The following is a 25,649-nucleotide window of genomic DNA, read 5'->3' as shown; positions in this document are numbered from 1 at the left end:
CGGTCTAGGGTGCGCGCCGCATGACCCGCTTCACCGTCAACAACCAGCCCGTCGAATACAAGCTCGATGCGCGCACGCCGTTGCTCTGGGCGTTGCGCGACGCCTCCAACCTCACCGGCACCAAATATGGCTGCGGCTCGGGCGACTGCGGCGCGTGCACGGTCGATATCGACGGCGCGGCGGTGCGGTCCTGCCAGGTGACGATCGGCGCGATCGAGGGCAGCTTCGTGACCACGATCGAGGGCTTGGCGGAGAATCGCGCGCATCCGGTGCAGCGCGCCTTCCTCGCCGCCAATGTCGGCCAGTGCGGCTATTGCATCCCCGGCATGGTGATGGCCGCCTCGGTGCTGCTGCGCAAGAACCGCAATCCCTCCGATGAGGACATCGCGGCGGCGATCACCAATCTCTGCCGCTGCGGCATCTATCCGCGGCTGATCGAAGCGGTCGGGCGTGCGGCGCGGCTGGCGCGCGGCGAGGACGACGCGCCGGAGGAGGAGGCCGGCCAGGCGCCAGCGATCGACGAAGGGGCGTGATTCCTTTCGCAATGCTGTCAGCGCAATTCAGACGCGTGTCAGCCGAATCGTGGCATCTCCACGATATTCTGAACGCCGGCGCTCAGCCGGAGCGGAGGACATGAGATGAAGAAGTTTGTTCTGGCCGCGCTGATCGGCGCGACCATCCTGACCCCCGCCGCGGCGATCGCGCAGGAGCGCGGCAACCGATGGGAAAACCGCGGCGGCGAGACGCGCGAGCAGCGCCAGCAATATCGCGCCGAACGCCAGCAGCAGCGCGCCGAGCGCACGCCGGAGCAGCGCCAGGAATTCCGCGCCCAGCGCGAGCAGTTCCGCGCCGAACGGCAGCAGCAGCGCGCCTATACGCCGGCCGAACGCCAGCGGGTTCAAGTCCCTCAGGCGCAACGCCCGCAGCGCCAGTTCGGCGAGCAGGGCACGCCCCCGCAGTGGCGCCAGGAGCGCCGCGAGTTCCGCCAGGAGCGCCGCGACGACCGCCAGGACTTCCGCCAGGAGCGCCGCGAGGACCGGCGCGACCTGCGCCAGGGCGAGGTGACGCCCGAGCAGTTCCGCCGCGACCGGCGTGACGACCGCCGGGACTATCGCACGGACCGCCGCGACGACCGCCGCGACTGGCGTCAGGACCGGCGCGACGACGATCGCCGCGACTGGAACCGCCGCGACGACGGCCGTCGCGACTGGAACGGCCGTGACTATGATCGGCGCGACTGGGGCGACAATCGCAACTGGAACCGCGGCTGGCGCCAGGACCGGCGCTACGACTGGAGCGGCTATCGCTCGCGCAACCGGAACATCTACCGGCTGCCGCGCTACTATGCGCCGTCGGGGTGGCACTATGGCTATCGCCGCTTCTCGATCGGCCTGACGCTGGGCTCGATGCTGTTCTCGTCGAACTACTGGATCGACGATCCCTTCTACTACCGCCTGCCCCCGGCCTACGGCCCGTATCGCTGGGTGCGCTACTACAACGATGCGCTGCTGGTGGACATCTACACCGGCGAGATCGTCGACATCGAGTACGACATCTTCTGGTAAGCGCCCGACAACTTCGTCACGTGCGGAGGCCTGGCCGGCAACGGTCGGGCCTCTTGCCTTTCGACGCGGCCTCGGCAAGTTGCGGGCCATGAGCATCTTTGCGAAACCCAAGCAGGGCGGCGCCTCGATCGCCCGCGCCCGCGCCGCGCAGAAGGTGGCGGCGCGGCTCGATGCCAATCCGGCGATGCGTAAGGCCAAGATCGAGGCGGCGCAGGTCTATTACTATCCCGGCTTCCTGAGCGATGCCGAGTGCGACACGCTGATCGGGCTGATCGACGCCAACCGGCGCCCCTCGACGCTGCTCGCCGCGTCGGACGATCCCAATTTCCGCACCAGCGAAAGCTGCGACCTCGACCGCTGGTCGCCCGAGGTGCGCCCGATCGACGAGCGGATGGCGAACCTGCTCGGGGTGCCGCCCGAGCATGGCGAGACGATGCAGGGCCAGCGCTACGCGCCGGGCCAGCAGTTCCGCGCACATTACGACTGGTTCAGCGAGAACCAGGAATATTGGGCGGCGATGAAGGCATCGGGTGGCCAGCGCACCTGGACGACGATGATCTACCTCAACGACGTCGAGGAGGGCGGCGCGACCTGGTTCCCCCAGGCCGGCGTGCGCGTCGCGCCCAAGCGCGGGCTGCTGCTCGCCTGGAACAACATGAAGCCCGACGGCGCGCCCAACCCGGCGACGCTGCACGAGGGCACCGCGGTGGTGAAGGGCGTCAAATACATCATCACCAAATGGTTCCGGGAGCACCCCTGGATCAACATGCCGATCCGGACGTATTGAGTTAGGGCGGGGGCGCGGGCTGGTGCCGCACGGTTCGGCGGCGCCGAACCGCAAACAGACTCCTAGATCAGCATCCCGTCGCCGCCGCTGCGCAGCGCGAGCACGCGGCCGATCGTGTCGAACAGCGCGTCCATCGCGACCGGCTTGAACAGCACCTCGTCGGCGCCGGCGGTGAGGCAGCGTTCGCGCAGGTCGATCGCGGTGTCGGCGGTGACCACGATGATCGGCAGCTCGGCCTTGGCGTCGTCGCGCGCGCGGATGCGCTCGATCGCCTCGATCCCGTCCATTCCGGGCATGCGCAGGTCGACCAGGATGACGTCGAAATCCTCGGCCTCGATCCGCCGCAGCCCCTCCTCGGCATGCTCCGCTTCGGCCATCGAGGCACCGGCGACGTCGAGCATATCGCGCACGACCCGCCGGTTCATGGGATCATCCTCGATAAACAGGATATTCATGTGCGGGCCATGCCCATGTCGTTGCCGTCCCGGAACGATGAGATCATATGTGTGCTATCGTCTCAAGCTGCTTGCGACACAAGCGTCGAGGCGGGCGATGATGCACAATTTTCTGTGCGTCCGGCAACTAGTGCTTCTACCAGTGCGGCGCCAGCGACAGGCTTGGCGATGACGAGATCCGCGCCGGCTTCCGCGAGCGCGCTCAGCATCGTCTCATCCGGCTTAACCCACAATATCGCGACGCGGGCGCGCTTCGCATGGGCGGCAGCCGCGAGCTCGGCGAGCACCGGCAGCGGATCCTCGCCCGCGGCCTTCAGCGTCGCCTCGTCCGCGAGCAGCAGCGCCGGGCCGTTTTCGGGCAGCAGCGGAAGCGCCTCCTCGGGGGTCGCGGCGAACTGCACCCCGGCGAAATTCGGTTCGAGCAACGTGCGCAGCATGCCGCGCGCGATCGGGTTGCGGTCGAGCACCACCGCGGCTTCGCCCGCCCCGCTGGCCGCGGCACCCGCGTCCGCCGCATCCGCCTCGATCAGCGGCAGGTCGATGGTGAAGGTGGTCCCCTCCCCCTCGACGCTCGCGACCGACACGTCGCCGTCCAGCGCCCGGGCGAGATTGCGCACGATGGCGAGGCCGAGCCCGGTGCCGCCGAACTTGCGCGTCGTGCCGGCATCGACTTGGCGGAAGGATTCGAAGATCTCCTCGTGCTTCTCCGCCGGGATGCCGATGCCGCTGTCGGACACCGCGATGCGCAGCCGGCCGTCGGCCGTGCTCGCCTTGACCGCGACCTCCCCCTTCTCGGTGAACTTGAGCGCGTTCGACAGGAGGTTGAACAGCATCTGTCGCAGGCGCCCCGAATCGGTCTCGATCCAGCGCGGCGCGTCGCCGGCGTCGAGCACGAAGCCGACGCCCTTGCCGCGCGCCTGCTCCTCCCACATCCGCGTCACGTCCTTGAGCATCGCGTGGAGATCGGTCGCGGCCAGTTCGACGGTGAGGTTGCCGGTCTCCATCTTGGCGACGTCGAGGATGTCGTCGACCAGCGCGCGCATCGTCATGCCGGCGCCGTGCACGATGCCGAGCCGGTCGCGCGTCTCCATGGGCACCGACGGATCGCGCAGCATGATCTGAGTCATGCCGAGGATGCCGTTGAGCGGCGTGCGGATCTCGTGGCTGGTGGTCGCGAGGAACTCGGTCTTGGCCTTGAGCGCCTTTTCGAGCGCGACATTGGTCTGGTTGAGCTCGGCGTTCGCGGCGCGGACCTGGTTGCGGCTGCGGCGAATCGTGAACAGGCCGATGCTGAGCAGGGTGATGATGATCAGCGTCGCTCCGCCGACCCCGAACAGCAGGGTGCGCTGGAACGCCGCCTCGCGCCGGGCTTCCTCGGCCTTGAGATTGGCGATGCGCAGCTCCTGATTGGCATAGTCGAAGCGCGCCGCCATCAGCGCGAGGTTGGTCGAGGTGGCGAGCTGCGCCGCCTCGTCCCCCAGCTTGCGCACGCGCTCGAGATGCGGCAGCGCGAGCGCGCCCTCGCCGAGCGCGCGATAGACATTGTACGCGGTCAGATGCGCATCGCGGAACGGGAGCGCCGTCTCCGCGAGGTTCACGCCTTCGAAGCTGCGCTCGATCAGCGCGCGCGCGCGAACCAGATTGCCGCGATGATAGGCCGAGTCGGCGGCAATCGAGAGCAGCTGCGTTTCGGCATCCTTGTCGTCCACGCCGCGCAGGATTCCCCGCGCCTCGCCGATCGCGGCGTCGGCCTCGTCGAGCTTCTTCTCCGAGATCAGCGCGCGCGCGATGTTCCCCAGGATGCGGGCCTCGAAGACGGGGCTGTCGAGCGTGCGGACGATGGGCAGCGCCTTGCGATATTGCGCTATCGCGGGATCGGCCCGGTCCATCTGGAGCAGGACGTTGCCGCGGTTGTTGTAGAGGAACAGCAACAGGCGCGGATCGCCGCCATAGACCTCCGCCGCCTGCCCCAGATACTTGTCGGCGCTGGCAAGGTCGTTGGCGTCCATATAGAGCATCGCGATCGTCTGGAGGGCGATCGACTGGCTGCGCTTCTCGCCCACCGCTTCGAAGATCTTGAACGCTTCCTGCAGCGAGGCCAGCGCCTCCGCCGGGCGCAGCTGCGCCTGCTGGATGCCCGCGCGCGCGAGAAGCAGGTCGCCGCGCAGCTTGCTCGGTTCCTGGAACGGGCTGATCAGCTTCAGCGCGCGCGCGACCTTGGGCGCGGCCGCGGCGGCATTGCGCGAACGGATCAGCGCCTCGCTCTGCAGCCACAGCGCCGTGGCGGTGGTGACCGCCTTGCCGCGCGAATCGCGGATCGCCCCGGCATGCCTCTCCGCCTGCGCCGCCAGCTGCAGCGCCTCGCCGGGCTGGGTGATCATCGCCGCCTTGGCGCGATCGATCAGCTGCGCGGCGTCGCGCTCCTGCGCCACCGCCGGTGCGGCCAGGCCGAGGAGCGCGATCGCGGCGAGGGCGAGCAGGCGCCGCATCAGCCGCTCTTGCGCCGGAAGCCCTCCGGCCGCGCAAAGGTCGGCCGGATCGCCGACGCGGCCTTGTGGCCGTCTTCGTCCAGGAAGCGGATGAACGCATCGAGCGCGATCGGTCGGCTGATCAGGAAGCCCTGCACCATGTCGCAGCCCATCACGCTGAGCAGCGCCAGCGCCGCGGGCGTCTCGACGCCCTCGGCGGTCACTTCCATCTCCAGCGCATGCGCGAGGTCGATGGTCGAGCGGACGATCAGCGGATCGCGGTTGCTGCTGGTGAGCTGCATCACGAACATCTTGTCGATCTTGAGCTCGGCCGCGGGCAGCTGCTTCAAATAGGCGAGCGAGGACAGGCCGGCGCCATAATCGTCGATCGCCAGCGGGATGCCGATCTCCGACAGCCGCTGGAGATGGCCGATCGCGCTCTCGGGATCGCGGATCACCGCGGTCTCGGTGATCTCGAACCCGATCTTTGCGCCGGATTCCTGGATGACGCGGCACGCCTCGTTCACGAAGGCGCTGTCCGCAAGCAGCACGCCCGAGATGTTGATGAACACCGGCATGTCATAGCCATGCGCCGCCAGCACCTGCTGGTCGGTGATCACCTGGCGCAGCGTCCACAAGGTGAGGCCGGCGATCTCGCCGCCCTCTTCCGCGGCCGAGATGAAGTCCCCGGGCAGGATCAGGCCGCGCACCGGATGGCGCCAGCGCACCAGCGCCTCGGCGCCGACCACGGCTTCCTTCCGGACGTGCACCTTGGGCTGATATTGCAGGAACAGCTGGCCCGAGGTGATCGCGCGCGGCAGCTCGCGCATCAGCGCCAGCCGGTCGAACGCCACATCGGTCCGCGACAGGTCGAGCGTCACGATGCGCGATTCGGCGCGCGCCTGCGCCAGCGCCGATTCCGCGGCCTCGGCGAGCCGCACATCGTCGTCGTCCATCACCGGAGCGACCGCAACGCCCCAACGCAGCTGGATGAGATGCCGTTCACCGTCGAGATCGACCGCCCGCGTGAACGCGCGCGCCAGCCGCTCGACCAGCGCAGTCGCCGATTCCGCTGAATCGGCCTCGAACGCGAGTTCGAGCTGCGAGCGGCCCGTGGGCGCCGGGCGGGCATCGGGCTCGAGCCCGGCGATATGATCGGCAAGGTCGTGCACCAGCGTATCCGCGCGCGAGCGGCCGAGATGCCGGCGAAGCGTCTGGAAATTGACAATCTCGCACAACGACAGGGCGCGCCACAGGCTGATGGCGGTGCCGTCGCCCGCGTCCCTGCGAAGCCCGTGCCGGCTGCGCGACAGCACGATCGGCCGCGACATGCCCTGCCGGGCCGGTCCCGCGGCCGACAGCTTTCCGGCCGCCGGGATCGGCGGCGTGGCGGTGGCGGCGGGTTCGACACGCTCGGACATCATGTCCGCGAATAATCCCCACTCTTGAAGGAACTCTTAAGGACGAAACGATCGGCACGGGCCCGCGCTTGTCCATCGTTGTCGTTAATCATTGCTTCATCATTAATTTTCGATTAAGGAATTCGCTGTGCGTGTGATGCGCACGATGGGAGAAAATGAATGTTCGATCTGTTTTTTCGCGAGACCTACGGCGACCAGCTTCGCCCTTGGTAAGCGCTCCTAGCCCGGGCCGCCGCCACCGCGGGTTGCCGCGGCAACGGTTTGCCCGGGCTATGTTCTAAATCGACGTTCGCGCGCATCTCTTTGAGGTAGCGCGTTTTTTCGTGCCCGCTCGGCGCGCGGCCAGCCACCCCACTTGCCGTCATCCGCTGTTCCGCTAAGAGCGCCGTAACTCTCAGCGAAAGGGCTTTGGCGTGCGCATTGCGATGATCGGCACCGGCTATGTCGGCCTCGTGTCGGGGGCATGTTTCTCCGATTTCGGGCATGACGTGGTGTGCGTGGACAAGGACGCGCGCAAGATCGAGCTGCTCCACCAGAATGTGATGCCGATCTACGAGCCGGGCCTCGCCGAGCTCGTCGCATCGAATGTCGAGGCGGGACGCCTCTCCTTCACCACCGATCTGGCCGAAGGCGTGAAGGGCGCCGACGCGGTATTCATCGCGGTCGGGACGCCGAGCCGCCGCGGCGACGGCCATGCCGACCTGTCCTATGTCTTCGCCGCCGCCGAGGAGATCGTGGCCGCGCTCGAAGGGCCGGCGGTGATCGTCACCAAGTCGACCGTCCCGGTCGGCACCGGCGACGAGGTCGAGCGCATCGTCGCGCGGATCGCGCCGGACAAGGGCATCAAGGTCGTCTCCAACCCCGAATTCCTGCGCGAGGGCGCGGCGATCGAGGACTTCAAGCGCCCCGACCGCGTCGTCGTAGGGAGCGAGGACGAAGCCGCGAGCCAGGTGATGCGCGACATCTACCGCCCGCTCTCGCTCAACCAGTCGGCGCCGCTGCTGTTCACCGGCCGCCGCACCGCCGAGCTGATCAAATACGCCGCCAACGCCTTCCTCGCGGTCAAGATCACCTTTATCAACGAAATCGCGGACCTGTGCGAGCAGGTCGGCGCCGATGTGCAGGAAGTGTCGCGCGGCATCGGCATGGACAACCGCATTGGCCGCAAGTTCCTGAACGCGGGCCCCGGCTATGGCGGCTCGTGCTTCCCCAAGGACACGCTGGCCCTGCTCAAGACCGCCGACGACAACGAGACGCCGCTGCGCATCGTCGAGGCGACGGTGCAGGTCAACGACCAGCGCAAGCGTGCGATGGGCCGCAAGGTCATCAAGGCGATGGGCGGCGAAGTGCGCGACAAGACCGTCGCGATCCTCGGCCTCACCTTCAAGCCCAACACCGACGACATGCGCGACGCCCCGTCGATCGCGGTGATCCAGACGCTGCAGGATGCGGGCGCGCGGGTGAAGGCCTATGACCCCGAGGGCGTCGAGCAGGCCAAGCAGGTACTGAATGACGTCGAATTCTCCGCCAGCCCCTATGCCGCTGCCGAAGATGCCGACGCGCTGGTGATCGTCACCGAATGGGACGCGTTCCGCGCGCTCGACCTCGGCCGCATGAAGTCGCTGCTCAAGCGGCCGCTGCTGATCGATCTGCGCAACATCTACACGCGTGCCGAAGCGCAGCGTGCCGGGCTCGAGCTCGTCGGCGTCGGCAAGCCGCACCAGAAGGGCAACGCCTGACGAATTGCGCTGTCCTCAATTCGAAAGATTCGGATCGTATGGCGGCTTCCGTCCCAGCGAAGGATTGGCGTCAACATGGACATCGTTCAGCTCGCGCGCTGTGCGCTCGGCTATCATGAGCGTGACCGCAGCAGCGTCGTCATCGGCAGCCGCCACCACCATGGCCGGTGCAGGGGCTGCGGCGCGGCCATGATCAAGGGCCCCGGCGGCTGGCAGCTCGAGAAGCGCGCCGCCTGATCCCGGGCCTGGATCCCGCCCCGCCCCCGGCTGGTGGGGGCTAAACTTTATCTAGATCGCAGCGCGCGATTCGTGTGACTAGATCGGCGCGCATGCAGTCGCTTACCCATCTTGCCCGGCTCGAAGCCGAGAGCATCCATATCCTGCGCGAGGTCGTGGCCGAGGCGGAGCGCCCGGTGATGCTCTATTCGATCGGCAAGGACAGCGCGGTGATGCTCCACCTCGCCAAGAAGGCCTTCTACCCCGCCCCGCCGCCCTTCCCGCTGCTCCATGTCGATACGACGTGGAAGTTCCGCGACATGTATGCGCTGCGCGACCGGGCGGCGCGCGAGGCGGGGATGGAGCTGCTCGTCCACCGCAACCCCGAGGCCGAGGCGCGCGGGATCAACCCCTTCGACCATGGCGGGCTGCATACCGACATGTGGAAGACCGAGGGCTTGAAGCAGGCACTCGACAAATACGGCTTCGACGCGGCGTTCGGCGGCGCGCGGCGCGACGAGGAGAAGAGCCGCGCCAAGGAGCGCGTGTTCAGCTTCCGCTCGGCCAGCCACCGCTGGGATCCCAAGGCGCAGCGGCCCGAGCTGTGGCGGCTCTACAATGCGCGCAAGGCCAAGGGCGAAAGCATCCGCGTCTTCCCGCTCTCCAACTGGACCGAGCTCGACATCTGGCAATATATCCGCGCCGAGAATATCGAGATCGTCCCGCTCTATTTCGCGGCGCCGCGCCCGACGGTGGTGCGTGATGGTCTCATCCTGATGGTCGACGACGACCGCTTCCCGCTCGCGGGCGAGATCCCGGTCGAGCGCTCGATCCGCTTCCGCACGCTCGGCTGCTATCCGCTGACCGGCGCGGTCGAGAGCGAGGCGGCGACCCTCGACGACGTGATCCAGGAAATGCTCCTCACCACCACCAGCGAGCGCCAGGGCCGCGCGATCGACCATGATCAGGCCGCGTCGATGGAGAAGAAGAAGCAGGAGGGGTATTTCTGATGACCTCCTCCTACCGCCCCGACGCGCTGATCGCGTCCGACATCGGCGCCTATCTCGCGCAGCATCAGTCCAAGTCGCTGCTGCGCTTCATCACCTGCGGCTCGGTCGACGACGGCAAGTCCACGCTGATCGGACGCCTGCTCTACGACAGCAAGATGATCTTCGAGGACCAGCTCGCCGCGCTGGAGGCCGACAGCAAGCGCGTCGGCACGCAGGGGCAGGAGATCGACTTCGCGCTGCTGGTCGACGGCCTCGCCGCCGAGCGCGAGCAGGGCATCACGATCGACGTCGCCTATCGCTTCTTCGCGACCGAGAAGCGCAAGTTCATCGTCGCCGACACCCCCGGCCACGAGCAGTACACGCGCAACATGGTCACCGGCGCGTCGACCGCCGACCTCGCCGTGATCCTGATCGACGCGCGCAAGGGCGTGCTGACCCAGACGCGGCGCCACTCCTATCTCGCGCACCTGATCGGCATCCGGCACATCGTGCTCGCGGTAAACAAGATGGACCTGGTCGGCTACGATCAGACGGTGTTCGGCGACATCGTTGCCGACTATCGCGAGTTCGCGACCGGCATCGGCATCGACGACTTCACCGCCATCCCGATCTCGGGCTTCAAGGGCGACAACATCACCGGCCCCAGCGGCAACACGCCCTGGTATCGCGGCCCCGCGCTGATCGAGCATCTCGAGGCCGTGCCCGTCGGCGACGATGGCGAGGCGCAGCCCTTCCGCATGCCGGTGCAATGGGTCAACCGGCCCAATCTCGACTTTCGCGGGTTCGCCGGGACGATCGCCAGCGGCACGGTCAAGCCGGGCGACGCGGTGCGCATCCTGCCCTCGGGCCGCACCACGACGGTGGGGCGCATCGTCAGCTTCGACGGCGATCTCGACCAGGCCGGCCGCGACCAGTCGGTCACGCTGACGCTGGCCGACGAGGTCGACTGTTCGCGCGGCGACGTGATCGCCACAGCGGGCGACCCGCCGCAGGTCGCCGATCAGTTCAGCGCGACGTTGGTGTGGATGGACCAGCAGCCGCTGCTCCCCGGCCGCAGCTACTGGCTCAAGCTCGGGACGCAGACGGTGAGCGCGATGGTGCGCGAGCCCGAGCATGCGATCGACATCAACACGCTGGCCAAGCTCTCCGCCAAGACGCTCGAGCTCAACGATATCGGCATCGCCGAGATCGCGACCGACCGCGGCATCGTGTTCGAGCCATATGTCGAGAGCCGCGATCTGGGCGGCTTCATCCTGATCGACAAGCTGACCAACGCGACGGTCGCCGCGGGGATGGTCCGCAACGCGCTGCGCCGCGCGCAGAACGTCCACTGGCAGGCGGTCGAGATCACCCGCGACCTTCATGCCGCGCAAAAGGGCCAGCATCCGCGGCTGCTGTGGTTCACCGGCCTGTCGGGGTCGGGCAAGTCGACCATCGCCAACCTCGTCGAGAAGAAGCTGCACGCGATGGGCAAGCACAGCTTCCTGCTCGACGGCGACAATATCCGCCACGGGCTCAACCGCGATCTGAGCTTCTCGGACGCCGACCGGGTCGAGAATATCCGCCGCGTCGGCGAGGTCGCCAAGCTGATGGCCGATGCGGGCCTGATCGTGCTCACCGCCTTCATCTCGCCGTTCCGTGCGGAACGCGAGATGGTGCGTAACATGATGCCGGAGGGCGAGTTCTTCGAAATCCATATCGACACGCCGATCGAGGAAGCCGAACGGCGCGACGTGAAGGGGCTCTACAAAAAAGCTCGCGCCGGCGAGATCGCCAATTTCACGGGCATTTCAAGCCCCTACGAGACGCCGCTGAATCCGGAAATCCGGATCGACACCACGCGGACGACCCCGGAGGAAGCTGCGGAATTGATCATCGAACATATCGTCGGTATCTGGTCTCCGGTGCTTTGACGCGCATGTTCGCCGCGTCGGTTAGTGGAGTTGAGTTTTGGCTGACCTCGAGGTCCGCGAGTGGATTGCCTATGGCATGCTCGCCACCCTGTTCGCCGGCGCGGCTGCGGCCGCGCTCGTCTATCGCCATAAGGCGCACTGGCGAAGATTGCGCATGGCGGGGAGTGCGAGGGCCAAGCGCCGCGAACTCCAGCGCCGCCGCTGACTTCCCTTCGTTCACGACCGGCAACGGAGCCGCCCATGGATGATGCGCGCCTGGCGCATGCCGTGGCCGATGCCGCGGGCAAGCTGCTGCTGCAGATCCAGGCCGAGGACGCCGACGGCGCGCGCGGCGACCATGAGGCCAATCGCCTGATCCTCGACATGCTGCGCGCGGCGCGGCCGGACGACCCGATCCTGTCGGAGGAATCCGCCGACGATTCCGCGCGGCTCGCGTCGCGCCGCGTGTGGATCGTCGATCCGCTCGACGGCACGCGCGAGTTCGCCGAGGGGCGCGACGACTGGGCGGTGCACATCGCGCTCGCGATCGACGGCGCACCCGCGATCGGCGCGGTCGCCCTGCCCCGCCGCGGCGTCACGCTGACGAGCGACGCGCCGCCCGCGCTCCGGCCGGCGATGTCGCCGCCACGCATGCTGGTCAGCCGCACCCGGCCGAGCGCGCTGTGCGCCGCGGTGTCGCAGGCGCTTCCGGCGGAAACGGTCGGCATGGGCTCGGCCGGCGCCAAGGCGATGGCGGTCGTGCTCGGCGAGGCCGAAGTCTACCTCCATTCGGGCGGCCAGCATCAGTGGGACAATTGCGCCCCCGTCGCGGTGGCGCTCGCCGCCGGGCTCCACGCCTCGCGCATCGACGGCTCGCCATTGGTCTACAATCAGCCCGGATCGAGCCTCCCGGACCTGCTGATCTGTCGCAGGGAATTGGCCGCTCCGATCCTGGAACTGGTTGCCAAGCACGAGCTGTGAATCGCCACGACTCGCGGACTCAGCACGAGTCGCGCTTTGACGAAGCTTACCGGATAAGGTAAACGGCCCCTTGGCAAGGGGGGCTGATGACGACCGATTTCTGGTTCGTGCTGGCGATGGGATTCAGCTTCGCGGCCTATGCCGTCTATCTGCTCGGCATGCGGCGGGAGATCGTCCAGCCCAACCGCGCCTCCTGGCTTATCTGGAGCGCATCCGCCGCGATCGAGGCGCTGACCTACCACGCGGTCAATCCCGGCTCGCCGCAGGGCTGGGTGTTCCTGCTCTCCGCCGCCTGTTGCATCGTCGTCACGATCGCGTTGTGGCGCCGCTCCAACTGGGCGCCCCCGACCAATGTCGAGTCGGTGTGCATGGCGACCTGCCTGGCCGCGCTGATCATCTGGGTCGCGTTCCGCGAGGCATTCTGGGCGCACATGCTGGTGGTCGCCGCGGTGCCCGTGAGCTTCTGGCCGACCTGGGCGGGCGTGTGGAAGGACCGTGGCCGCGAACGCTCGCCGGCCTGGGGCCTGTGGACCTTGGGCGACCTCGCCACCCTCCTCGTCGCGGCCCGCGCAGGCGGCACCGGGTTCGACGAGTTCGCCTATATCTTCGTCGAGCTCGCCTGCCACGCCAGCATCTGGTTCATGATCGGGCTCGCCACGATCAACCCGCTGCGCTCGCTCGGCTGGAAGCGCGGGCGCTTCCTGATCCTCGACCGCTACCGCCCGTCGCGCAACCTGTTCGCGGTGGGCGAGAACCATCTCGGCAAGGCGGTCTACGCCACCTGCCGCTTCGCCGAGGGCGCCGAGCTGATGCGCTTCACCGGCCGCCGCTTCCACGTCACCGAGGTGCCGAGCCTGATGCGCGGCAGCGACGACCGCTTCGTCCAGGTCACCCCGGATCACTACATGGGTCCGTCGGGCCAGCTCGACGATCTGGTCAATCACAGCTGCGACCCCAATGCGGGGCTGCGCTTCACCGAGGACGGGGTGGTCCTGGTCGCGCTGCGGCCGATCACGGCGGGCGACGAGATCAGCTGGGACTATTCGACCACGCTCGCCCAGTCGAACTGGCATATGATCTGCCAGTGCCGGTCGGAGAAATGCCGCCGCGTGATCGGCAATTTCGACACGCTCGACCCGGACCGCCAGGAATTCTTCCGTGCCCGCAACCTCGTCGCGCCCTACCTGCGGCGGAAGGATGACGTGGCGCCGTCCGGCCACCTCCACTGGAGGTCGTCGGTCGCCTAAGCGGCCATCCCCTCGCGCGCTGCATCCGACGCCGGCAGCGTCAGCACCGCGCGCGCGCCCTGGCCCTTGCCGTCGCTGCGCAGCGCCAGGCTGCCGCCCATCGCGACCATCGAATTGGCGCACCAGTGCAGCCCGAGCCCGCCCGATTTCTGCGCGCGCGTGGAATAGCCGCGCTGGAACAGCTTCGCCGCGGTCTCCGGGTCGAAGCCTTCGCCGTCGTCGCGGATCGTCACCTCGACCTTGCCTTCCATCTCGCGGATGCTGACGGAGATCGTGCCCCCTTCCCGCCCGGTCGCGGCGATCGCCTCGGCCGCGTTGGCGAACAGGTTGCCGACAACCTGGCTCAGCAGCACGCGGTTGGCCATCACCCAATGCGGCTTGGACGGGAAGTGGAAGGCGATCGAGCTGCCTCCCGAATAGCGCGCGATCGTGGCGTTGCGCGCAACGATGTCGGTGACGTTGCAGCTGTCGAGCGGCGGACGCTCATGCGCCTGTTCCTGCTGCCGGCCGATGATCTCGAGCACATTGTGGAGCGCCTCGCGGCCGATCTCCATCTGCGCGTCGCGTTCCGCGCGCGCCCGTGCCTCGCTCTCGAGCGCGGCGGCGAGGAAGGCGGCGAGCTTCTGCCGCCGCGCGGCGGGGATGCCCTCGTCGGCCAGTTCGGCGAGCGCGCGGTCGAGCAGTGCGCGGTCGGCCACCGGCGCCGGCATCAGGCTATGGCTCAGCACCGTGCTCACCGGGTTCAGCGCATTGCGAACATTGTGCATCACCGCGACCGCGCTTTCGGACTGGCCGAGCTCGAACGACTGCACCTCGACCTGCTCGCGCAGATCCTTGAGCTGGCTCAGCATCGCGTTGAAGTTGGTGACGAGGCTGCCGATCTCGTCGCCGCGCGGCGCATCGGTGAGCGGCAGCAGGTTGCCCGAGCGGCGCACCACGCCCATGTGCCGCTCGACGCGGTGGAGCGGGCGCAGCACCAGCCGCGCCATCATCAGGCTCAGCACCGCCATCACGATCAAGAGCAGCAGGATCGTCCCGCCGACCGCGAGGATCAGCATGTTGCGTCCGAGCGCAGACAGGTCGCGCGGCACCTGATAGGTGGCGCTCGCGACCGGCGTGCCGTCGGCGCCGCGCACCGGCACCGCCACGGCGAGCGCATGCTCGTGCCGGATCACGGTCGCGTCGGGCACCGGGTGCGGCACGTCGAGCACCGCCTTGAGCTGGAGCAAGGTCGAGAGCTGCTGCGAGGTGATCAGGCGCGCCATCACGACGTGCCCGCGCACGGGTCCGCTGCCGTCGGTGCGGCGCACCTGGGCGACCCCGATCGCCGCGATCCGGTCGCCCAGGCGGACGTAGAAGCTCGCCGAATTGTCGTTGGCCAGCACCCGGGCGAGGTCGATCCGCGCGATCGCACCGAGCATGCGCGCGCGCATCTCGGGCACGTCGCGGCCGGTCTCCATGTCGAGCCAGCGCGCGATCACGACCTTCCCCTGCGGCGCCACATAGGCCATGCCGTTGACGCCGAGGTTGATCATCGCGGAGGCCGCGAAACTATCCTCCTCGAACGCCTTGTTCGGCGCCTGGATATATTCGTAGCTCTCGTTCCAGTCGCCATAGTCGCGCACCGAGGCCTCGACCTTGGAGGCATATTCGGCCAGCGCCGCGCGGGTGCGCTCGACATGCGCGTCGACCGCCGCCTGTTCGAGCTGGTCGAAGCCGGGGGTGATGACGAGCGCGAGCAGCAGCGTCACCGCACCCGCGCCGACCAGCGCGACCGCGGTGAGGATCGCGACCAGCTTGGCGCCGAGCGAGACGGGAACGCGGCGGCGCAGCCGCACGATCGCTGCGCGGAGGCCCGGCATCAACCCTCGGTGCCGTTGCCCGGCACCGCCAATTCGACCTGGACGGGACCGGGCTTGGCCGGCGCCATGAACCGCTCGTGCGCGAGCTCGGCGGCGTCCTCGGCTTCCAGCGGCCGCGCGAGATAATAGCCCTGGTAATGGCTGCACCCGGCAAGCTGCAGCGCCTGTAAATGCGCCTCGGTCTCGACGCCCTCGGCCACCACCTCCATGCCCAGCGCGCGGCCGAGATGGATGATCGAATGGACGATCGCGGCGCTCTCGCGCTCCTTGCCCATGCCGTCGATGAAGCTCTTGTCGATCTTGAGGCAGTCGAGCGCGAACTTGCGGATGTTGTACAGCGAGGAATAGCCCGTGCCGAAATCGTCGAGCGCGATGCGGAAGCCCATCTGGCGCAGGCGATAGAGCGTGTCGGCGGCGCGCTCGGCATCGTCGAAGATCGCGGTCTCGGTGATCTCGATCTGCAGCCGGCCCGGCTCGATCCCGGCGCGCTGCACGCGCTCGACGACATGGCCGACGAAATTCTGGCGGCGGAACTGGCGCGGCGAGAAGTTCACCGACACATATTGCCCCGGCCATTGCCGGAGGATCGCCAGCGCCTCGTCGAGCACCCAGTCGCCCAACTCGTGGATCAGGTTCGATTCCTCGGCGATCGGGATGAACAGGCCCGGGGAGATATGGCCGTATTCGGGGCTGTTCCAGCGCAGCAGCGCCTCGAACGCGACGACCTCCATCTCGTCGCGCGCGACGATCGGCTGGTACATGAGGCGCAATTCGCCATTGGCGATCGCCTGGCTGAGGCCGCCCTCGATCTGGCGGCGGAAGCGGATCGATTCGTCCATGCTCTCGTCGAACACGCGCACCACGCCGCGGCCCGCCTTCTTGGATTCGTTGAGCGCGAGGTCCGCGCGGCGCATCACGTCGATCGGGTCGTGCTGCATGCCCGGCTGGACGATGACCAGGCCGGCCGAGGCCGAGCCCTGCACCGAATGGCCGAACACGGTGAAGGTGGTCGCGCAGGCGAGCAGCAGTCGCTCGACCGCCATCACCGCCTCGTCCTCGCCGGTCACCTTGATCAGCACCGCGAACTCGTCGCCGCCGAGCCGCGCGACGAAACCGCCCCCCGGTACCGCATCCTGCGTGGTTTCGCGCACGACGCCGCAGACCATGCGGATCAGCTCGTCGCCGGCGAGATGCCCGAACGTGTCGTTGACCAGCTTGAACCGGTCGAGATCCATCATCGCCATCGCGAAGACGTCGGGCCCGCGCACATGATCGGTCAGCGCGCGCATGAAGGCGAGCCGGTTGGGTGCATCGGTCAGGCTGTCGTGGTTGGCGAGATGCGTCGCCTTGCTCTCGTTGGCGGCGAGCTCGGCCTTCTGCTCCTCGAGCAGCAGCATCGCCGCCGCCAGCTCGCGGTCGACCTGCCAGCGCTTGCCCAGCGCGGTCGCGGTCTGCACCACCTCCTCGGCCTGGAACGGCTTGGCGATGTAGAAGATCTTGTCGGCCGGCCCTGCGGCGCGGCTGATCTCGAGCGGGGAGAAGTCCGAGAAGCCGGTGACGATGACGAGGTTGATGTCGGGATCGAGCGCGCGGATCCGCTTCGCGGTCTCCTTGCCGTCGATCCCCGGCGGCATGCGGATGTCGATGAAGGCGACCGCGAAGCGTTCGCCGCGCTCGAGGCCGCTCGCGACCGCCGCGACGCCCTCGATGCCCTGCATGCAATGGACCGTGTCGAACTCGACCGCTTCCTCGCGATGGGCAGCCGCCTCGCCCTCGCCGAACAGCTCCGCCGCCATGGCGTCGAGCATCGCGCCCTGCTCGCGGCTCGCACCGCCGAAGCACTGGCGGTAGGATTCGTGCATCCCCGGCTCGTCGTCCACGATCAGAATGCGCAAGGCGAGCTCCCCTCTTCAGATTGGATGGCGTAAGCACACAGGGTTAAGGGGCCGTAAAAGGGTTAACGCGCCGCGCGCGCACCCTGCACGGCCCATCCAGCTCCGGGCACTGCCACGGGGCCAGCGTTACCCGCGAGCAACACCATGACGGCGATATGACATTGGGAACGTTCACCTCATGTCCGGTGGCTACCGGGACTTAATGAAACCGGTTACAGTTTTCGCGCAAAGAACATAAAAGCGCGCCGCCGAGTCGCTTCCCGAAGCGGAGACGGCGGCGAAGGTAAACGTTGTCACCGACCGCAGGGGGGATGCAGTGAAGTTGCTCCACATCACCAAAGCCGATTTCGTCGGGCGTTCGCGGGTTCGCGCGGCCGCCGTCGCGCTTGCCTGGACGAGCGGCGCCGCCGCGCTCGCCATCGGCGCCACCGCCCCTGCCCATGCGCAGGTATCGAATGCCTCGCTGCGCGGCACGGTGAAGGCCGAAGGCGGCGTGTCGCAAGTCACCGCGGTCAATGTCGACACGGGCTTCACGCGCACGTCCACCGTCGACGCGGATGGCGGCTTTCAGTTCGTCTCGCTCCCCGTCGGCAACTACCGCCTCGAACTCACCACGCCCAGCGGCGTGCGCCGCACCGACGAGTTCAAGCTCAATGTCGCGCAGAATGCCGTGCTCGATTTCGATTTCTCGCAGCCGGATATCGCTGAGGGCGCGGACGACGCGATCATCATCACCGGCAGCCGCATCCGCTCGATGGAGGGGGGCGAGGTCGGCCGCAACATCTCGCAGCGGCTGATCGAGCAGCTGCCGCAGACCAACCGCAACTTCATGTCGTTCGCCGATCTCGCGCCCGGCGTGCAGTTCGTCACCAACGAGAGCGACCAGACCAGCCTGCGCGGCGGCGCGCAGGGCGCCAATGCGGTGAACATCTTCATCGATGGCATCGGGCAGAAGGACTATGTCCTGAAGGGCGGCGTCACTGGCCAGGACTCGACTCAGGGCAACCCCTTCCCGCAGCTCGCGGTCGGCGAATATCGCGTGATCAGCTCGAACTACAAGGCGGAGTTCGACCAGGTCAGCTCGGTCGCGATCACGGCGGTGACCAAGTCGGGCACCAACGAGTTCCACGGCGAAGCGTTCTTCGACTTCACCAACCAGGATCTGCGCGATCGCATGCCGAGCGAGAATTTCCCCCGGCATATCGAGAAGATCAAGACCCGCGACATGCAGTTCGGCGGCGCGCTCGGCGGGCCGATCATCAAGGACGTGCTGCACTTCTTCGGAACCTATGAGGGCAAGCGCATCGTCCGCGCCCGCGACGTGATTCCGGGGCTCGACCTGGCGCCGAGCTATTTCCCGACCGAATATCAGCAGCTTTTCGGACCGCAGAACGAGACGTTCAACGAGAACCTCTATTTCGGCAAGCTCAACTTCACGCCGACCTCGCGCGACCTGTTCGAATTCTCGCTCAAGTATCGCGACGAGACCGGCGAGCAGTTCAACACCGGGATCAACGCGTTCAACACGCGCGGCCTGGCGAACGTCAAGGAGTGGCGCGGCCTGGCGCGGTGGGAGCACACCGGCGATACCTGGGTCAACGATCTCAAGGTCGCCTATGAAGACGTGACCTGGAACCCGCGGCCGGTCGAATTCGGCAATGTCTCGCGATTCAACGCGACGGTGCCGAACACCCCGCCCCTCACCGGCACGCGGCGCGGTGACATTCTGGTGACAGGCGCCGGCCGGAACTTCCAGGAGAAGGGCCAGAAGGGCTGGCAGGTCTCGGACGACTTCACCTACACCGGCTTCGAAGGCCATACCTTCAAGGTCGGCGTGAAGGCGAAGTGGATCACGCTGAACACCAATACGCAGAACGGCGTCAATCCGATCTTCACCTACAATGTGAACTACAATCCGGGCGGAGGCACGTTCAACGACGAGATCCCCTATCGCATGGAGTTCGCCGCCCCGGTGGGGAATGGCGACCCCAACATCGTGTCCGACAATTTCCAGTTCGGCATCTACGCGCAGGACGATTGGGAGGTCACCGATCGCCTGACGCTCAACCTCGGCCTGCGCTGGGATTATGAGCGCACCCCGGCGTTCCTCGACTATGTGCACGATCCGGCCATCGCGGAGTTCGTCGCCGGCCGCGCGTCCTACACCGCGCCGAACGGCACCGTCACGCCGCCGTACATGAACCTGGCCAACGCCAATTTCGACATCGACGACTTCATCTCGACCGGCAAGGAGCGCAAGGCGTTCACCGGCGCATGGCAGCCGCGCATCGGCTTCAGCTATGCGCTCGATGCGGACAAGCGGTTCGTGCTGTTCGGCGGCTATGGCCGTTCCTACGACCGCACCCAGTTCGACTTCATCCAGCAGGAGCTGGCGCAGGGGCTGTTCGCCAACCGCACCTTCAACTTCAACAATCCGGGCGACGCGCTCAACGTCTGCACGCCGAGCGCAACCTGCATCGCCTGGAATCCGGCCTATCTGACGCCCGAGGGACGCGCCGCGCTAATCGCGGGGCTGCCGGTCGGCGCCGGCCGGGAGCTGCGCTTCATCAAGAACGACCTGAAGGTGCCCTATTCGGACCAGTTCAGCCTCGGCGTGCGGGGCAATTTCGACCTTCTCGACCTCGAGGTCGGCTATAGCTACGTCCAGAGCAAGGACGGCTTCGCCTATGTGCTCGGCAACCGCCGGCCCGACGGCACCTTCTTCCCGCCGTCCGGCAACCCGGACTCGCCGTTCGGGTTCGGGCCTGCGCCTTTCGGCAGCATCATCCTGGGCACCAACGGGATCGAGACGAAGGCGAACACGGCCTATTTCAAGCTCACCAAGCGCTACACCAAGGCTTCGCCGTGGAGCGTCGACGCGACCTACACCTTCACCGATGCCGAGGAGAACCGGCAGCTCGGCGAGGTCTTCGCGCTCGATTTCCCGAGCATCGACGACTATCCCTGGATCACCGCGACCGGAACGCGCAAGCACCGCTTCGTGATCGCCGCCACGGGCGATATCCCGATGGGCATCACCTTGGCGGGCAAGTTCCAGATCGCGTCGCCCAAATATCTCGCGACGTTCATCCACACCGCAGGCACCCCGCCGCAGCGGACGATCGTCTCGACGAAGACCGAGGGCAATGGCGACCTGTGGGGCTATCGCCAGATGGACTTGTCGGCGACGAAATATGTGCCGATCAAGTTTCTCAGCGAGGAAGCACGGCTGCGGTTCCGCATCGACATCATCAACCTGTTCGACGACCACAATTTCGCCAGCTTCAACGCGACGACCGGGAAGCGCAATCCGGCCGCGTACAACATGGAAGGACCGCCGCGGACGATCAAATTGTCGGCCGGCTTCTCGTTCTGACCGGCTGATCAACGGGCGCGCGGCCGATCTTCCCGGGCCGCGCGCCCCTTCCCTTGGAGTATTCCCCATGCGGTTCCGCCTCGTATCGCTCGGCCTGGCGGCGTTGCCGCTGGTCGCCGCCTGCGCCGTCACGCCCGCGGCCACTCCCGGCCACGCGCCGGCGAGGAGCGAGGCAGCCTTTTCCGAGGACCTGACCCGGCGGACCTTCGACTATTTCTGGGACACGACGAGCCGCGAGCGCTGCCTCGCGCCCGACCGCTGGCCGAGCAATCCCTTCTCCAGCATCGCCGCGACCGGCTTCGCGCTCACCGCGTTCGGCATCGGCGCGGAGCGCGGCTATGTCACGCGCGAGGCGGCGGCGGTGCGCACGCGCGACTGCCTGCGCTTCTACTGGACCGCGCCGCAGGGCGAGGCCGCGACGGGCTTCACCGGCCACAAGGGCTTCTTCTACCACTTCCTCAGGAACGCCGACGGCACGCGCCACGCCAATACCGAGTTGTCGACCGTCGACACCTCGCTGTTCCTCGGCGGCGCGCTGTTCGCGCAGAGCTATTTCGATCGCGACGACGCGGTCGAGGCGGAGATCCGCGACCTCGCCGAGAAGATCTACCGCCGCGTCGACTGGGCCTGGGCGCAGCGCAGCCGCACCGGCACGCAGGCGAGGAACCTCGCCGATTCGCATGCGATCGCGATGGGCTGGAAGCCGGGGACGGGATGGCTCACCCATGACTGGGTCGGCTACAACGAAGGCATGCTGGTCTATGTGCTGGCGCTCGGCTCGCCCACCCACCCCGTCGGCAAGGAGGCGTGGGACAAGGGCTGGGCAGCCGAGCTCGAGAAGGACTGGGGGAGCTATTACGGCCAGGCGCATCTCCAGTTCGAGCCGCTGTTCGGCCACCAGTACAGTCATGTCTGGGTCGATTTCCGCGGCATCCGCGACGCCTTCATGACGGGCAAGGGCATCGACTATTTCGAGAACAGCCGCCGCGCGACGCTGGCGCAGCGCGCCTATGGCGCGGACAATCCCGGCAAGTGGGTTGGCTATAGCGACAGCATCTGGGGCTGGACCGCGTCCGACGGCCCGACCGCGGCGGGGAGCGGCCGTGCGGTCAACGGCACCGCGCGCAAGTTCACGGGCTATGCCGCGCGCGGCGTCAGCGCACATCGCGTCGTCGACGACGGCACGATCGTGCCGACCGCAGCCGGCGGCTCGATCCCGTTCGCGCCCGAGGTCACGATCCCCGCTCTGATGGCGATGCGCGCGACGCAGGGCGAGCGGCTCTATGCCCGCTACGGCTTCAAGGACGCGTTCAACCCCAGCTACACCTTCGCCGACGCGGGGTCGCGCAGCGGCACGGTCGAACCGGTGCGCGGCTGGGTGGCGAACGACTATCTCGGCATCGACCAGGGGCCGATCCTCACCATGATGGAGAATCACCGCAGCGGCCTGGTGTGGAAGGTGATGCGCAGGAACCCGCACATCGTGCGCGGCCTCAGGCGCATCGGCTTCACGGGCGGCTGGCTCGACAAGGCCGTGACGCCCGACTGACCGGGCGCCCGCGCCGCCCCGGCCCCGGAAACGACAAAGCCCCGCTTTCCCGGCCGGGAAAGCGGGGCTTTGAATGGCGCGCCCGGAACGATTCGAACGTCCGACCCTCAGATTCGTAGTCTGATGCTCTATCCAGCTGAGCTACGGGCGCGCAGTGGAGGGGCGCAGATAGAAGCGCTTTTCGGGAAACGCAAGCCCGTTGCGCATGCTTTCTTCGCGGCATAGACCGGCGGGCGATGCGATCCCTCCCCGCCCTCGCCGCGCTCGTCCTCGTCGCCATGCCGCTCACGGCCTGCACCGTGGAGAATGACGGTTATCCCTCGCTGCTGCCCCGCCCGATCGAGAGTCGCGACGACGCCGAGCCGGTGCGTCCCGACCCGGTGGCGGTGCCCGACGCCGCGCTCGATGCACGCATCGCCCAGAAGCGCGAGGCCGCCGCGGCAGCCGCCAAGCGCTTCCAGGAAGCGGCGATCCGCGCCGAATCGCGCGTCGCCGTCGCCCGCGGCGTGGCGGAGGGGAGCGAAGCCTGGGTCGCCGCGCAAACCGCGCTCGCCGAGCTCGACTCGATCCGCGGCGAGACGGTCCAGCTGGTCAGCGACCTCGAGGAGGAAGCCTCACAGCGCGCGCAGGCCGGCACCACCGCCTATCCCCCGCTCGACGCCGCGATCGCCGAGATCGGCGGTATGGCCACCAGCCAAGCCGAACGGTCCACCGCGCTGGAGAACGCACTCGGCGGCTGATCGGCGAGTTCAGGCGGCTTCGCGCGCCGAGACCAACTCGAGGAACGGCGCGCGAATCTCCTCTGTGGCACTCGCCATCATCCGCCGCACGCGCTCGTCGTGCACGTCGGCGAGCGCATCGCTGGTCTTGTGCGCCATCGCCCAATAGCCGAACTCGCGCCGCTCGACCGCCCGTTCCAGGATCGTCACGATCGCGCGGTGGCGGGTGTCGTTGCGGATGCGGGCATAGCAGGCCTCGACCGCCTCCTCCCCGCCCTCGAGCACTTGCAGGAAGCGCTCGCCATCAGTCCATAGCAGCCCGGTGATCCCGTCGAGCGCGTTGTTGTGACGCGACTGTTCGAGGATGCCGGTCACGTCGGCCGGCTGGCCGTCGGTCCGCGCATTGACGCTGGCGTAGAGAATTTGCTTCATCTTACAGCAGCTTGGGCGCACGAAGCCGTGCTTGCAATAGATCAAGATCAAGCTGCCCCGACAAATCCCCGGCTGGTCTGGACATTTCCCGTCGCGCCGGTCTATCTGCGGGGTCAGATGTTGCGCACGCTTCGCCTTCGCCTGCTTCGACTTACGCGCCCTTAGGCGCGTGCATTTGCGTGGCCGCAGTGCCGCGCACACGGCCTAAGGGCAAAGCACCCCCCGACCGCCACGTCAGAATCGAAGCGAGACCGCAAATGTTGCGCGACCCCAGCGTCAAATACCGCCCCTTCCCCCAGGTCGACCTGCCCGACCGGCAATGGCCGAGCCGCACCATCACCCGCGCCCCGCGCTGGCTCTCCACCGACATGCGCGACGGCAACCAGGCGCTGATCGACCCGATGGACGCCGAGAAGAAGACTCGCTTCTTCGAGCTGCTGTGCCGCGTCGGGATCAAGGAGATCGAGGTCGGCTTCCCCAGCGCCGGGGCGACCGAGTTCGACTTCATCTCGGCGCTGGTGCGCGACAACCGCATCCCCGACGACGTGATCGTGCAGGTGCTGACGCAATCGCGCCGCGACCTGATCGAGACCAGCTTCGAGAGCCTGCGCGGCGCACCCAGGGCGATCGTCCATCTCTACAACGCGGTCTCGCCCGCGTGGCGGCGGATCGTGTTCGGGATGACCCGCGAGGAGATCAAGGGCATCGCGGTCGAGGGCGCCAAGGTGCTGCGCGACTGCGCCGCCGCCCAGCCCGATACCGACTGGCACTTCCAGTACTCGCCCGAGACCTTCTCGACCGCCGAGCTCGACTTCTCGGTCGAGGTGTGTGCGGCGGTGATGGACGTGCTGCGGCCGACCGCGGACAAGCCGATCATCTTCAACCTGCCCGCGACGGTCGAGGCGGCGACTCCCAACATCTATGCCGACCAGATCGAGTGGTTCTGCCGCAACATCCCCAATCGCGAGGCGGTGGTGGTGTCGCTGCACACGCATAACGATCGCGGCACCGGCGTGGCCGCGGCCGAACTGGGGCTGATGGCCGGCGCCGACCGCGTCGAGGGCTGCCTGCTCGGCAATGGCGAGCGCACCGGCAATTGCGACCTCGTGACCGTCGCGCTCAATCTCTACACGCAGGGCGTGAACCCCGGGCTCGACTTCTCCGACATCGACGAGATCGTGAACACGGTGCAATATTGCACCAACATTCCGGTCCACCCGCGCACGCCCTATGCCGGCGACCTGGTGTTCACCGCCTTCTCGGGCAGCCACCAGGACGCGATCAAGAAGGGCTTCGCCGCGCAGGAAGCGCGAAACGACGAATATTGGGAGGTGCCCTACCTTCCGATCGATCCCGCCGATCTCGGGCGCAGCTACGAGGCGGTGATCCGCGTCAACTCGCAGTCGGGCAAGGGCGGCGTCGCCTGGGTGATCGAGCAGGACAAGGGCCTCAAGCTGCCCAAGCGGCTCCAGGCCGATTTCAGCCGCCACGTCCAGCGGCTCGCCGACGAGAGCAGCCGCGAGCTCAACGCGCAGGACATCTGGGGCGCCTTCGTCGAAGCCTATCGCCTCGAGCATCCGCAGCGCTTCACGCTCGGCGCCTATGACGAGACGCGCGCGGCGAACGGCGAGCGCATCTTCGCCGGGTCGATCGAGGTCGATGGCGTGCAGCGGTCGGTGAGCGGGCGCGGCAACGGCCTGATCTCCAGCGTCGTCGCCGCGATGCGCGAGGGCTTCGGCGTCGATCTCGACATCGCCGACTATGCCGAGCACGCGATCGGCCACGGCTCGGGCGCGCAGGCCGCCGCCTATGTCGAATGCCGCACCGCCGACGGGCGCACCGTGTGGGGCGTCGGCATCGACGAGGACGTCGCGACCGCCAGCGTCCGAGCCGTGCTCAGCGCGGCCGGGGCCGCCGAATCCGCGGTTTCGTAGAAACCACTTTCCTAATTGGATTTCGCCTGCTTGGGTCGGCTGCGGCTGTATCCGGCGTGACAGCAGGCAAAGTTTAAAAATGACATGCGCGTCCCGCAACT

At 67.6% G+C, this 25,649-nt stretch carries 20 protein-coding genes and 1 tRNA gene; 14 read left to right on the top strand and 7 right to left on the bottom strand.

Annotated features, from left to right (window positions below):
* Positions 1–20 precede the first annotated feature (20 nt).
* From ACO227_RS13605 to ACO227_RS13595, 3 genes are all read left to right on the top strand, one after another.
* Positions 21–533, top strand: coding sequence for a (2Fe-2S)-binding protein (locus tag ACO227_RS13605; protein WP_423602360.1), 513 nt, complete (start codon positions 21–23; stop codon positions 531–533).
* A gap of 105 nt (positions 534–638) precedes the next feature.
* The gene (locus ACO227_RS13600; protein WP_423602359.1) at positions 639–1,565 is read left to right on the top strand and encodes an RcnB family protein; all 927 of its coding nucleotides are present in this window, start codon (positions 639–641) and stop codon (positions 1,563–1,565) included.
* Between the two features lie 88 nt (positions 1,566–1,653).
* Positions 1,654–2,352, top strand: coding sequence for a prolyl hydroxylase family protein (locus ACO227_RS13595; RefSeq protein WP_423602358.1), 699 nt, complete (start codon positions 1,654–1,656; stop codon positions 2,350–2,352).
* A 62-nt stretch (positions 2,353–2,414) separates the two neighbouring features.
* Here the strand turns inward: ACO227_RS13595 and ACO227_RS13590 are convergent, their stop codons facing one another.
* The 3 genes from ACO227_RS13590 to ACO227_RS13580 form a co-directional block, all read right to left on the bottom strand.
* Positions 2,415–2,807 (bottom strand): response regulator, encoded by a 393-nt coding sequence (locus ACO227_RS13590; protein ID WP_423602357.1) that lies wholly within the window; start codon positions 2,805–2,807, stop codon positions 2,415–2,417.
* A gap of 62 nt (positions 2,808–2,869) precedes the next feature.
* On the bottom strand, positions 2,870–5,296 hold the full coding sequence (locus ACO227_RS13585; protein ID WP_423602356.1) for an ATP-binding protein: 2,427 nt from the start codon (positions 5,294–5,296) through the stop codon (positions 2,870–2,872).
* Entirely contained in the window at positions 5,296–6,699 is a 1,404-nt protein-coding gene (locus ACO227_RS13580) for an EAL domain-containing protein (protein WP_423602355.1), read from the bottom strand. The genes ACO227_RS13585 and ACO227_RS13580 overlap by 1 nt, the downstream gene beginning before the upstream one ends.
* A gap of 410 nt (positions 6,700–7,109) precedes the next feature.
* Between ACO227_RS13580 and ACO227_RS13575 the strand changes: the two genes are divergently transcribed.
* The 7 genes from ACO227_RS13575 (at position 7,110) to ACO227_RS13545 (ending at position 13,781) form a co-directional block, all read left to right on the top strand.
* Positions 7,110–8,435, top strand: a complete 1,326-nt coding sequence (locus ACO227_RS13575) for a UDP-glucose dehydrogenase family protein (RefSeq protein ID WP_423602354.1) — start codon at positions 7,110–7,112, stop codon at positions 8,433–8,435.
* 75 nt (positions 8,436–8,510) lie between these two features.
* Positions 8,511–8,672 (top strand): hypothetical protein, encoded by a 162-nt coding sequence (locus tag ACO227_RS13570; protein ID WP_423602353.1) that lies wholly within the window; start codon positions 8,511–8,513, stop codon positions 8,670–8,672.
* 92 nt (positions 8,673–8,764) lie between these two features.
* Positions 8,765–9,661, top strand: coding sequence for a sulfate adenylyltransferase subunit CysD (gene cysD, locus ACO227_RS13565; protein ID WP_423602352.1), 897 nt, complete (start codon positions 8,765–8,767; stop codon positions 9,659–9,661).
* A complete protein-coding gene (gene cysN, locus ACO227_RS13560) occupies positions 9,661–11,574 on the top strand; it encodes a sulfate adenylyltransferase subunit CysN (RefSeq protein WP_423602351.1) in 1,914 nt (637 codons plus the stop codon). Before cysD ends, cysN begins: the two co-directional genes overlap by 1 nt.
* Positions 11,575–11,611: 37 nt before the next feature.
* Entirely contained in the window at positions 11,612–11,779 is a 168-nt protein-coding gene (locus ACO227_RS13555) for a hypothetical protein (protein WP_423602350.1), read from the top strand.
* Positions 11,780–11,814: 35 nt separating this feature from the next.
* Entirely contained in the window at positions 11,815–12,534 is a 720-nt protein-coding gene (locus tag ACO227_RS13550) for a 3'(2'),5'-bisphosphate nucleotidase CysQ (protein WP_423602349.1), read from the top strand.
* Between the two features lie 86 nt (positions 12,535–12,620).
* A complete protein-coding gene (locus ACO227_RS13545; RefSeq protein ID WP_423602348.1) occupies positions 12,621–13,781 on the top strand; it encodes an SET domain-containing protein-lysine N-methyltransferase in 1,161 nt (386 codons plus the stop codon).
* Here the strand turns inward: ACO227_RS13545 and ACO227_RS13540 are convergent.
* Both ACO227_RS13540 and ACO227_RS13535 read right to left on the bottom strand, forming a co-directional pair.
* Entirely contained in the window at positions 13,778–15,643 is a 1,866-nt protein-coding gene (locus tag ACO227_RS13540; protein WP_423602347.1) for a CHASE4 domain-containing protein, read from the bottom strand. The genes ACO227_RS13545 and ACO227_RS13540 overlap by 4 nt on opposite strands.
* Complete coding sequence (locus ACO227_RS13535; protein WP_423607356.1) at positions 15,643–17,505, bottom strand: putative bifunctional diguanylate cyclase/phosphodiesterase; 1,863 nt, start codon at positions 17,503–17,505, stop codon at positions 15,643–15,645. Before ACO227_RS13535 ends, ACO227_RS13540 begins: the two co-directional genes overlap by 1 nt.
* Before the next feature lie 349 nt (positions 17,506–17,854).
* On the opposite strand from ACO227_RS13535, the gene ACO227_RS13530 reads away from it, so the two are divergent.
* Together ACO227_RS13530 and ACO227_RS13525 are read left to right on the top strand one after the other, a co-directional pair.
* A complete protein-coding gene (locus ACO227_RS13530; RefSeq protein WP_423602346.1) occupies positions 17,855–20,914 on the top strand; it encodes a TonB-dependent receptor domain-containing protein in 3,060 nt (1,019 codons plus the stop codon).
* Positions 20,915–20,981: 67 nt separating this feature from the next.
* Entirely contained in the window at positions 20,982–22,463 is a 1,482-nt protein-coding gene (locus ACO227_RS13525) for a glucoamylase family protein (protein WP_423602345.1), read from the top strand.
* Positions 22,464–22,537: 74 nt separating this feature from the next.
* On the opposite strand, the gene ACO227_RS13520 is transcribed toward ACO227_RS13525, so the two are convergent.
* Positions 22,538–22,614 (bottom strand) — tRNA-Arg (locus tag ACO227_RS13520).
* A gap of 85 nt (positions 22,615–22,699) precedes the next feature.
* Between ACO227_RS13520 and ACO227_RS13515 the strand changes: the two genes are divergently transcribed.
* Positions 22,700–23,203, top strand: coding sequence for a hypothetical protein (locus tag ACO227_RS13515; protein WP_423602344.1), 504 nt, complete (start codon positions 22,700–22,702; stop codon positions 23,201–23,203).
* Between the two features lie 9 nt (positions 23,204–23,212).
* Here ACO227_RS13515 and ACO227_RS13510 read toward each other — a convergent pair whose 3' ends face one another.
* A complete protein-coding gene (locus ACO227_RS13510) occupies positions 23,213–23,614 on the bottom strand; it encodes a BLUF domain-containing protein (protein WP_423602343.1) in 402 nt (133 codons plus the stop codon).
* 257 nt (positions 23,615–23,871) lie between these two features.
* Here ACO227_RS13510 and leuA point away from each other — a divergent pair, with 257 nt between their 5' ends.
* Positions 23,872–25,548: a 2-isopropylmalate synthase gene (gene leuA / locus ACO227_RS13505; protein WP_423602342.1), complete on the top strand. Its 1,677-nt coding sequence runs from the start codon at positions 23,872–23,874 to the stop codon at positions 25,546–25,548.
* Positions 25,549–25,649 lie beyond the last annotated feature (101 nt).

The sequence above is a fragment of the Sphingomonas sp. MS122 genome (assembly GCF_049532975.1).
In the GTDB taxonomy this organism is placed as follows: domain Bacteria; phylum Pseudomonadota; class Alphaproteobacteria; order Sphingomonadales; family Sphingomonadaceae; genus Sphingomonas.
This window is presented reverse-complemented; position numbering and strand designations above follow the sequence as displayed.

Bases quoted from the DNA above. Each gene is read 5' to 3' on its own strand.
- ACO227_RS13550 (WP_423602349.1), top strand. From the start codon at position 11,815: ATGGATGATGCGCGCCTGGCGCATGCCGTGGCCGATGCCGCGGGCAAG.
- ACO227_RS13545 (WP_423602348.1), top strand. From the start codon at position 12,621: ATGACGACCGATTTCTGGTTCGTGCTGGCGATGGGATTCAGCTTCGCG.
- ACO227_RS13600 (WP_423602359.1), top strand. From the start codon at position 639: ATGAAGAAGTTTGTTCTGGCCGCGCTGATCGGCGCGACCATCCTGACC.
- ACO227_RS13540 (WP_423602347.1), bottom strand. From the start codon at position 15,643: ATGCCGGGCCTCCGCGCAGCGATCGTGCGGCTGCGCCGCCGCGTTCCC.
- ACO227_RS13525 (WP_423602345.1), top strand. From the start codon at position 20,982: ATGCGGTTCCGCCTCGTATCGCTCGGCCTGGCGGCGTTGCCGCTGGTC.
- ACO227_RS13590 (WP_423602357.1), bottom strand. From the start codon at position 2,807: ATGAATATCCTGTTTATCGAGGATGATCCCATGAACCGGCGGGTCGTG.
- ACO227_RS13585 (WP_423602356.1), bottom strand. From the start codon at position 5,296: ATGCGGCGCCTGCTCGCCCTCGCCGCGATCGCGCTCCTCGGCCTGGCC.
- cysN (WP_423602351.1), top strand. From the start codon at position 9,661: ATGACCTCCTCCTACCGCCCCGACGCGCTGATCGCGTCCGACATCGGC.
- ACO227_RS13580 (WP_423602355.1), bottom strand. From the start codon at position 6,699: ATGATGTCCGAGCGTGTCGAACCCGCCGCCACCGCCACGCCGCCGATC.
- ACO227_RS13605 (WP_423602360.1), top strand. From the start codon at position 21: ATGACCCGCTTCACCGTCAACAACCAGCCCGTCGAATACAAGCTCGAT.
- ACO227_RS13535 (WP_423607356.1), bottom strand. From the start codon at position 17,505: ATGCACGAATCCTACCGCCAGTGCTTCGGCGGTGCGAGCCGCGAGCAG.
- leuA (WP_423602342.1), top strand. From the start codon at position 23,872: ATGTTGCGCGACCCCAGCGTCAAATACCGCCCCTTCCCCCAGGTCGAC.
- ACO227_RS13515 (WP_423602344.1), top strand. From the start codon at position 22,700: ATGCGATCCCTCCCCGCCCTCGCCGCGCTCGTCCTCGTCGCCATGCCG.
- cysD (WP_423602352.1), top strand. From the start codon at position 8,765: ATGCAGTCGCTTACCCATCTTGCCCGGCTCGAAGCCGAGAGCATCCAT.
- ACO227_RS13570 (WP_423602353.1), top strand. From the start codon at position 8,511: ATGGACATCGTTCAGCTCGCGCGCTGTGCGCTCGGCTATCATGAGCGT.
- ACO227_RS13595 (WP_423602358.1), top strand. From the start codon at position 1,654: ATGAGCATCTTTGCGAAACCCAAGCAGGGCGGCGCCTCGATCGCCCGC.
- ACO227_RS13510 (WP_423602343.1), bottom strand. From the start codon at position 23,614: ATGAAGCAAATTCTCTACGCCAGCGTCAATGCGCGGACCGACGGCCAG.